The sequence below is a fragment of the Cellulomonas sp. IC4_254 genome (genome assembly GCF_011603975.1).
Classification (GTDB): Bacteria; Actinomycetota; Actinomycetes; order Actinomycetales; family Cellulomonadaceae; genus Cellulomonas.
The window spans coordinates 1-7,734 of record NZ_JAANNB010000182.1; the positions used below are offsets into that span (position 1 = coordinate 1).

Consider the following 7,734-nt stretch of genomic DNA (forward strand, 5'->3'; position numbering starts at 1 on the left):
GGGGGTGGGCACGGACCGATCGTCGCACCGACGGCCGACCCCGGGCGCACGGGTCCGCCCCCAGATGCGGCATCGCCCCGCAGTCCGCAGGCTGAGGGTCACCGAATCGCCGAGAGGGGTACGTCGATGCGCGCCATGGTCTACCGCGGGCCGTACAAGGTCCGCGTGGAGGAGAAGGACGTCCCGAGGATCGAGCATCCGAACGACGCGGTCGTGAGGGTGGTGCGCGCCGCGATCTGCGGCTCGGACCTGCACCTGTACCACGGGATGATGCCGGACACCCGCATCGGGCACACGTTCGGCCACGAGTTCATCGGGGTGGTCGAGCAGGTCGGCTCCTCGGTGCAGAACCTGCAGGTCGGGGACCGGGTCATGGTCCCGTTCAACATCTACTGCGGGACCTGCTTCTTCTGCGCGCGAGGCCTGTACTCCAACTGCCACAACGTGAACCCGAACGCGACGGCCGTGGGTGGCATCTACGGGTACTCCCACACGACGGGCGGGTACGACGGCGGCCAGGCGCAGTACGTGCGGGTGCCGTTCGCGGACGTCGGGCCCCAGAAGATCCCGGACTGGCTGGACGACGAGGACGCGCTGCTGATGACCGACGCGCTGTCCACCGGCTACTTCGGCGCGCAGCTCGCGGACATCCGCGAGGGCGACACGGTCGCGGTCCTCGGGGCGGGTCCGGTCGGGCTGTTCGCGGCGCGGTCGGCCTGGCTCATGGGCGCGGGCCGGGTCGTCGTGATCGACCAGCTCGACTACCGGCTCGAGAAGGCGAAGGAGTTCGCCTACGCCGAGACCCGGAACTACACCGAGTACGACGACATCGTGGTCGAGATGAAGTACGCCACCGACGGCCTGGGCTTCGACCGCGTCATCGAGGCGGTCGGCGCGGAGGCGGACGGCAACCTGGTCCAGCACGTCACGGCGGCCAAGCTCAAGCTGCAGGGCGGGTCGCCGGTCGCGCTGAACTGGGCGATCGACGGCGTGCGCAAGGGCGGCACCATCTCGGTGATGGGCGCCTACGGGCCGATCTTCTCCGCCGTGAAGTTCGGCGACGCGATGAACAAGGGCCTCACGCTGCGGATGAACCAGGCACCGGTGGCCCGGCAGTGGCCGCGGCTGCTGGAGCACATCCGCAGCGGCTACCTGAAGCCGTCGGAGATCATCACGCACCGCATCCCCCTGGAGCACATCGCCGAGGGGTACCACCTGATGTCGTCGAAGCTCGACGGCATGATCAAGCCGGTCATCATCCCGGACGAGGACTGAGGGGGCACGCACCATGCCGTACCGCGCCGAGAAGCCGCCGCTCGCGGAGACGCCGGAGCAGCTCCGCGCCCGCATCCCCGGCTGGGGTGCCGACCTCGACCCCGCCGACCGCCCGTCGTACCCGCGCGAGCGGACCGACCTGCCCACCGGAGCGCACTGGGACTTCCCCGAGCGCCAGCCCGAGCCGTACCCCCGGGAGCGGTCGATCGAGCACACGCAGCTGCCGCCGGTGTTCGGCACGGCGCAGCCGCTGCACGGGCCCGCCGGGGCGATCCGGCGGTACGCCTACGACCGGTTCAGCGAGGGTCGCGCCGCGCACTGGCTGCTGCTCATCGCCGCCGACCGCGTGGAGTCGACCACCGAGCACCTGAAGTCCTTCGCGACGACCCGGCCGGACAACCCGATCACGCAGACGGGCGTCCTGGCCGAGCCGCACGCCCACCCGGTCGCGTCCCGCCGGGGCCGGGTCGACGTCCGGCACCAGGTGCTGGACCCGCTGATCGTGGCGGGCCCGTGGATCGCCGGGGCCGCGGTCGCGGTGGTCGCCGTCCGCAGGCTGCTCCGCTAGCCCGAAGACGCGGTCGAGTGTCCAGTGTCCAGGACACGCCGGTGCGCGGTGCGCGTGTCCGGGCGTGTCCTGGACACTCGACGCGGTCGGGGCGCGAACTAGGCTGCCGGGCATGACCAACCTCGAGGCCGTCGCGACCGAGCGCGTGTGCTCGCCCGGTGGTGCGGCCGCGTCGCAGGGCTCGCTCCCGGCGGGGTTCGAGCTGCTCGAGCCCCGCGACGTCCCGCTCGGCGGCATCCGCGCGATGTCCGTCCGCCGCACGCTGCCGCAGCGCGCCCGGTCGTTCGTCGGCGCCTGGTGCTTCCTCGACCACTACGGCCCGGACGACGTCGCGGCGACCGGCGGCATGCGGGTCCCGCCGCACCCGCACACCGGCCTGCAGACGGTGTCCTGGCTGTTCTCTGGGGAGATCGAGCACCGCGACAGCCTCGGCACGCACTGCCTGGTCCGCCCGGGCGAGATGAACCTCATGACCGCGGGCCGCGGGATCAGCCACTCCGAGGACTCCACCGACGCGACGACGGTCCTGCACGGCGTCCAGCTCTGGACCGTGCTGCCCGAGGCCGACCGGGGCGCGCCGCCCGCGTTCGAGCACCACGTGCCCCCGGTCGTCCCGCTCGACGGCGGGGAGGCGCGGGTGTTCCTCGGCACGCTCGCCGGGTCGACGTCGCCGGTGCGGACGTTCAGCCCGCTGGTCGGCGCCGAGGTGCGGCTCCGGCCGGGCGCCGCGCACACGTTCGCCGTGGACCCGGCCTTCGAGCACGCGGTCCTCGTCGACGCCGGGGCGCTCGCGGTCGACGGGGTGGCCGCGCCCGCGCACCACCTGCTCCACCGCGAGCCGGGTGCGACCACCCTCACTCTGACCGCCACCGGGGACGCCGAGGCCCGGGTGCTGCTGATCGGCGGGCTGCCGCTCGGCGAGCAGATCGTCATGTGGTGGAACTTCATCGGCCGGGACCACGACGAGGTCGTCGCGGCGCGCGCCCGGTGGCAGGCGGAGATCGCCGACCCGGAGGCGCCCGCGCCGGGGTTCGGGCGCGTGCAGGGGCACCCGGAGGCGCCGCTGCCGGCACCGCCGATGCCCGAGCTGCGGCTGCGCCCGCGCGCGTAGCCGGCCCCGGCGCGGCGGCGCGCGCCGGTCAGGCGACCGGCATCGCGTCCGGGTCGCCGATGTGCCCGGGTGCGTTCGCGGCGAGCACCCGCTGCACGAACGCGCAGTACTCCGCCATGTAGTGCCGCAGGAACTGCGCGAGCGTGTCGTCGAGCAGCGTGCCGTCCTCGGCGAACGTGCCCGCCTCCACCTGCACGTAGACCTCGGGGGCGTTGAGCTGCGGCGCGTCGAGGAAGCTCAGCACGCTCCGCATCGACGACTGCATGACGGCGGTGCCGATCTTGCCGATCGACGCACCGGCGATGCCGGTGGGCTTGCGGGCGAACGCGTTGGTGCCCCACGGCCGCGAGCCCCAGTCGATCGCGTTCTTCAGCGCCCCGGGGATCGAGCGGTTGTACTCGGGGGAGACGAACAGGATGCCGTCCGACTCCTCGATCGCCCGCTTGAGCTCCCGCGCCTCGGGCGGGTAGTCGGCGTCGTGGTCGGGGCTGTAGAGCGGGAGCCCGCCGATGGGGATCTCCCGGAACTCCAGCTGCTCGGGTGCGAGCGCGATCAGGGCGTTCGCGAGCGTGCGGTTGATCGACGTGCTCGACAGGCTGCCGACGAAGTAGCCGATGGTGTACGACATCGCGGTCCTCCGGTCCGGGGCGGGGGCCCGGCCGGCCCTCGCGCGGCGCACCCCAGCGTGGCACCGGTGGTCCCGGGGCGCGCGGTGGCCGAGGCACGCGGGGCCGGGGCGCCGCCGCACGGTTGGGTAGGTATGTGCCGGACCGGACCGGGAGGACCCCCGGGATCGCCGTCCGCCCCGTCGTGCGCACTGGGTAGGTGCTGCCCACCCCGCGGCTGAGTGGTCCACCGGCGGACACAGTGCTGGTGCGGCCCGCGAGGGCCCGGAGCACACGGAGGTCTGACGGTGGAGGCAGAGGGATTCGGCCTGACGGTCGCGGCGGCGCAGCGGTGGCTGCCGCTCGGCCGCGACGTCCTCGTGCGCGGTGACCGCGGCGCGGGCAAGACGACGGTCCTGGAGGGCCTGCTCGCGGACGCCTCGCGGCGCGGGGTGACGGGCATCCTGCTGCGCGCGGGCGGGAGCCGGCCGCTGTCCGCGCTGCTCGACCACGCGTCCGCCTCGGTGCGGGTCCCGGACGAGGCGGCGCTGTCCGACTGGCTCACGGAGGAGCTGCGCGCCCGCCGGAGCCTGCTGCTGGTCGACGACGCCGACCGGATGGACGACGCGAGCCTCGGCGTCGTACGGCGGGTGATCGGGCGCACGGGGTCGCTGCTGGTCGCCTCCAGCACGACCGACCCGCTCCGCGCGGCGTGCGGCGGCCTGCGCGACCTCCTGCTCGGGCGCGCCCCGGCGGAGGTGCGCGTCCAGCCGTTCGGGTTCCGCGCGGTCGCGGCGCTGCTCGAGTCGGTGCTCGGCGCCCCGGCCGACGCCGCGCTGACCGCGTCGGTGATGGCCGAGACCGGGGGCAACCCGCGCGCGGTCGTGGCGCTCGCGGACGCCGCCCGGGCCTCGGGCGCGCTTCTCCGGCACGACGGCCTGTGGGTCGGGGACGGCACCCTCGGCGAGGTGCCGGCCGAGGCGGTCGCGTACATCTTCCTGTCCGGCCTCGGGCCCGACTGCGTCGCGGCGCTGGAGACGCTCGCGAGCGCCGGCCCGGTGCCCGCGGACGTGGTGGACCGGCTGGTGGACCCGACCGCGCTCGCCACGCTGTCGGACCTCGGCCGCGTCGTCGGCCACGAGCTCGCCGGGTCCGGCGAGGTGCTCGCGGTGTCGCCGCCGCTGCTCGCGCGGGCGCTGCGCGAGCGGGTCTCGCCGTACCGCCGCCGCCGGCTCGCGGAGCGGGTCGCGGCCGAGGGCGGGGCGCTCGCGGCGTCCGCCACGCCGGTCGGCGACCTGACGACGGCCCTGCTCGCGACCCCCTCGGGCGAGGGCGGCGCCCCGGAGTGGGTGGTGCAGGTCGCGGGGCTGGTGCACGAGCGGGCCACCGCGGAGGAGGGCGCCCGGCGATCGGAGTGGCTGGCGCAGCCGACGCTGGCGACCGCCAACGCGTACCTCGCCGCGCTGCTGCGCCGGCCCGCGACCGAGCAGCTCGAGGAGGTGTTCGCGCGGGTCGTCCCGGGCGAGCACGACGACGCCGGGGAGCGGGCGGCGTTCGCCTTCTACCGCTCCCGGTGGACCGCGTGGGCGGCGTCGCCGCGCGCGACGGCCGAGGCGGACGAGGCGGACGAGGTCGACGGCGGTCCCGCGGGCGACGGCGCGGCGCAGGCGCCCGAGGCCGGCGGGGCGGAGCTGGACGACCCCGACCTCGCGCCGGTCGCGGAGCTCGGCCGGCTCAAGCCGCGGCTGCTGCGGGAGCTCGCGGCGGGGCGGAGCCCCGAGGAGGTGGCCGCCGAGACCGACCCGGAGCCGCACGTGCCGTTCGTGCGCGGCTGGCCGTCGGTGCTGCGCGCCGCCGCGCTGCTGGAGGCCGGCTGGCCCGACGCCGCGCTCGAGGTGGTCGAGCGGGCGGACCTGTCGTCCGCGGCGGTCGAGCCGCGGCACTACCTGGCGGCGCTGCACGGCCAGGCCCTGCTGCAGACCGGCCGGCTCGACGAGGCCGAGCAGTGGCAGCGCCGGATGCTCGACGCCGCGTACGACGCGGTGGACGCCCTGGCGATCCGCGTGCACGCGAGCATGCTCGCCGAGGTGCTGTACGTCTCGTCGCAGACCGCGGCGGCCTGGCGCGCGGTGAGCACGGCGCTCCGGCTGGGTGCCCCGGGCCCCGTCGGCACGACGTTCTACCGGCGCGGGCTGACCATCGGCGCGGTGATCCAGGCGCACGCCGGCAACCTCACGCTCGCCCAGGTGCTCGTGCGCGAGCTGGACCGGTCGCCGCAGGCCCACCGCCCGCTGCTGCGCTCCGTCCGGCCGCTGGCACGCGCGGCGCTCGCGGCCGCCTCGGGCGAGCCGCAGGCCGCGGCCCGGATCTCGCGGGACGCGGCGCACGCGTACGCCGCCGAGGGGCTGCTGCAGCCGGCGCTGCTGTGCTGGACGCTCGCCGGCGGCGACCTCGACGCGGAGCGGGCGGACGCGGTGCGCGACCTCGCGTCCCGGACCCGGGTCCCGCTGCTCGAGCCGTACGCGCAGGTCGTGGTCGGCCTCGTCGAGGACGACCGGGACGCCGTGGCCGCCGCGGTCTCGCGGACCAGCGCGGCGACCGCGCCCGCGCTGGCCCGCGCCGCCGAGCAGCTCCTCGGCGTCCAGGAGGGCACGCCCCGACCGGCCCGCGCGCACGTCACCCGGCTGGGCGGGCTCCGCTCCGAGCCGCTGTCCGGCCGGGAGCAGGAGGTCGCCGTGCTGGCCCGCGAGGGCCTGAGCAACCGGCAGATCGCCGACCAGCTCTACCTCAGCGTCCGGACCGTCGAGAACCACATGAGCCGAGCGCTGCGGAAGCTCGGCCTGGTCAGCCGGAGCGAGCTGGCGCAGTGGGGCGGCTGACCGGGACGCCCTGGCGCACGGCGCGCGGGATCTCCGCCACCTCGTCGACGACCTCGAGCAGCAGCGCCACCTCGGCGTCGGTCGCGGTGGTGTCCACGCGCACCTCGTAGGTCACGCCCGTCGACGCCCACGTCCCCGGCGCGAAGCCCCCGCGCGCCGTCACCGCGACGCCGGCCAGCGGCAGGTCCCGGGCGTGCGCCTCGCGGTACAGGTCGTTCAGCACGCAGCCGGCGACCGCGAGGTGCAGCAGGTGCGCCCCGGTGAACGACACCGTGGCCCGGACGCCCTCGGCCGTCCAGCGGTGCGGGAGGGCGAGCGCGTCGCCGTCCGCGGGCGCCAGCGTGCCGGCGCCGACGGTCACCGCGAAGTCCTCGGGCACGGCGGTCCTCCCCTCGGCGGGCGGGTCGACCGCAGCGTAACGCCGCGCCCTCGCCGGGTCCCGCCGGGTCTTCGCCGGGTCTCCGCCCAGGAGCACCTAGGCCGCGGCGATGGCTGCCGCTCACCCGCGGCGCCCGGACCCTCAGTCCTTCCCGTCCGGCCACTCAACGGCGGCGGCCGGAGCACTCACCGTCGACGGGAGGGGTCGCCGGGCGGCCTTGAATGGAGGACGTCGGAGGGCCTGCAGCGGCTGACAGGTCCTCCGGCGCCGAGGTCTCCGGTGTCCGGCACCGCCCCCCGTCGGGCACCGGAGCCCTCGCTCTCCGTGGTGATGTCCGTCACCCGCTCGGAGAGCGACCTGCGGCGATGCTCCCGGTCTGTGATCAGGCTGTGTGAGCGTTCACCCTGGGGGACGCCAGGTTGTTGACCGCTGCACCATCCAGGGCCATAGTTCATTCCCGACGGTGCGCATCGCCTGCCCCCTGCGCGGTGCGCACCGTTCACTACGTCCCCGCCGCACCGTCGAGCACCGCTCCGGACCGGCGCCCCCACCGCCTCGTCGAGGCGTGGCGACCCCCGCGCGCGGGTCTGCAGGCCGCCCTCCGCGCGACCTCCTGGCCGCCCCGCGCGCGACCTCCAGGCCGCCCCGCGCGCGACCCGCAGGCCGTCCCGCGACCGGCCCGCCGGGCCGGCCCGCGATCGGCGAGTTCCGCGTCATCACCCGGCTCGGCGGCGCGTCACACCTCCGGTCGGGGGCAGTCCCGGTTAGCGTGCTGCGGGTGAAGGTCCCTGCGCGCCGCTCCGTCCCCGGGCAGCAGCCGGCCGCCTCCGCCGAGGCCGCGCCGGCGACGCCGCCGACCCCCTCGGCGACCGCCGGCGGTCCCGCCGCCGGGACCGGCACCGACGGCCCCGCGCCCC

The 7,734-nt window shown here is 76.1% G+C and carries 6 protein-coding genes; 4 read left to right on the forward strand and 2 right to left on the reverse strand.

Annotated features, from left to right (window positions below; genetic code table 11):
- The first annotated feature begins 126 nt into the window (after positions 1-126).
- From G6556_RS15270 to G6556_RS15280, 3 genes are all read left to right on the forward strand, one after another.
- A complete protein-coding gene (locus G6556_RS15270; protein ID WP_166943229.1) occupies positions 127-1,275 on the forward strand; it encodes a zinc-dependent alcohol dehydrogenase in 1,149 nt (382 codons plus the stop codon).
- A 13-nt stretch (positions 1,276-1,288) separates the two neighbouring features.
- Entirely contained in the window at positions 1,289-1,843 is a 555-nt protein-coding gene (locus G6556_RS15275; RefSeq protein ID WP_166943232.1) for a hypothetical protein, read from the forward strand.
- 112 nt (positions 1,844-1,955) lie between these two features.
- Positions 1,956-2,954 (forward strand): pirin family protein, encoded by a 999-nt coding sequence (locus G6556_RS15280; protein ID WP_166943234.1) that lies wholly within the window; start codon positions 1,956-1,958, stop codon positions 2,952-2,954.
- 28 nt (positions 2,955-2,982) lie between these two features.
- Here G6556_RS15280 and G6556_RS15285 read toward each other — a convergent pair whose 3' ends face one another.
- Complete coding sequence (locus G6556_RS15285; RefSeq protein ID WP_166943237.1) at positions 2,983-3,582, reverse strand: NADPH-dependent FMN reductase; 600 nt, start codon at positions 3,580-3,582, stop codon at positions 2,983-2,985.
- 285 nt (positions 3,583-3,867) lie between these two features.
- Between G6556_RS15285 and G6556_RS20290 the strand changes: the two genes are divergently transcribed.
- Complete coding sequence (locus G6556_RS20290) at positions 3,868-6,438, forward strand: LuxR C-terminal-related transcriptional regulator (protein ID WP_166943240.1); 2,571 nt, start codon at positions 3,868-3,870, stop codon at positions 6,436-6,438.
- Here G6556_RS20290 and G6556_RS15295 read toward each other — a convergent pair.
- Positions 6,404-6,817, reverse strand: a complete 414-nt coding sequence (locus G6556_RS15295; protein ID WP_166943243.1) for an OsmC family protein — start codon at positions 6,815-6,817, stop codon at positions 6,404-6,406. The genes G6556_RS20290 and G6556_RS15295 overlap by 35 nt on opposite strands.
- Positions 6,818-7,734 lie beyond the last annotated feature (917 nt).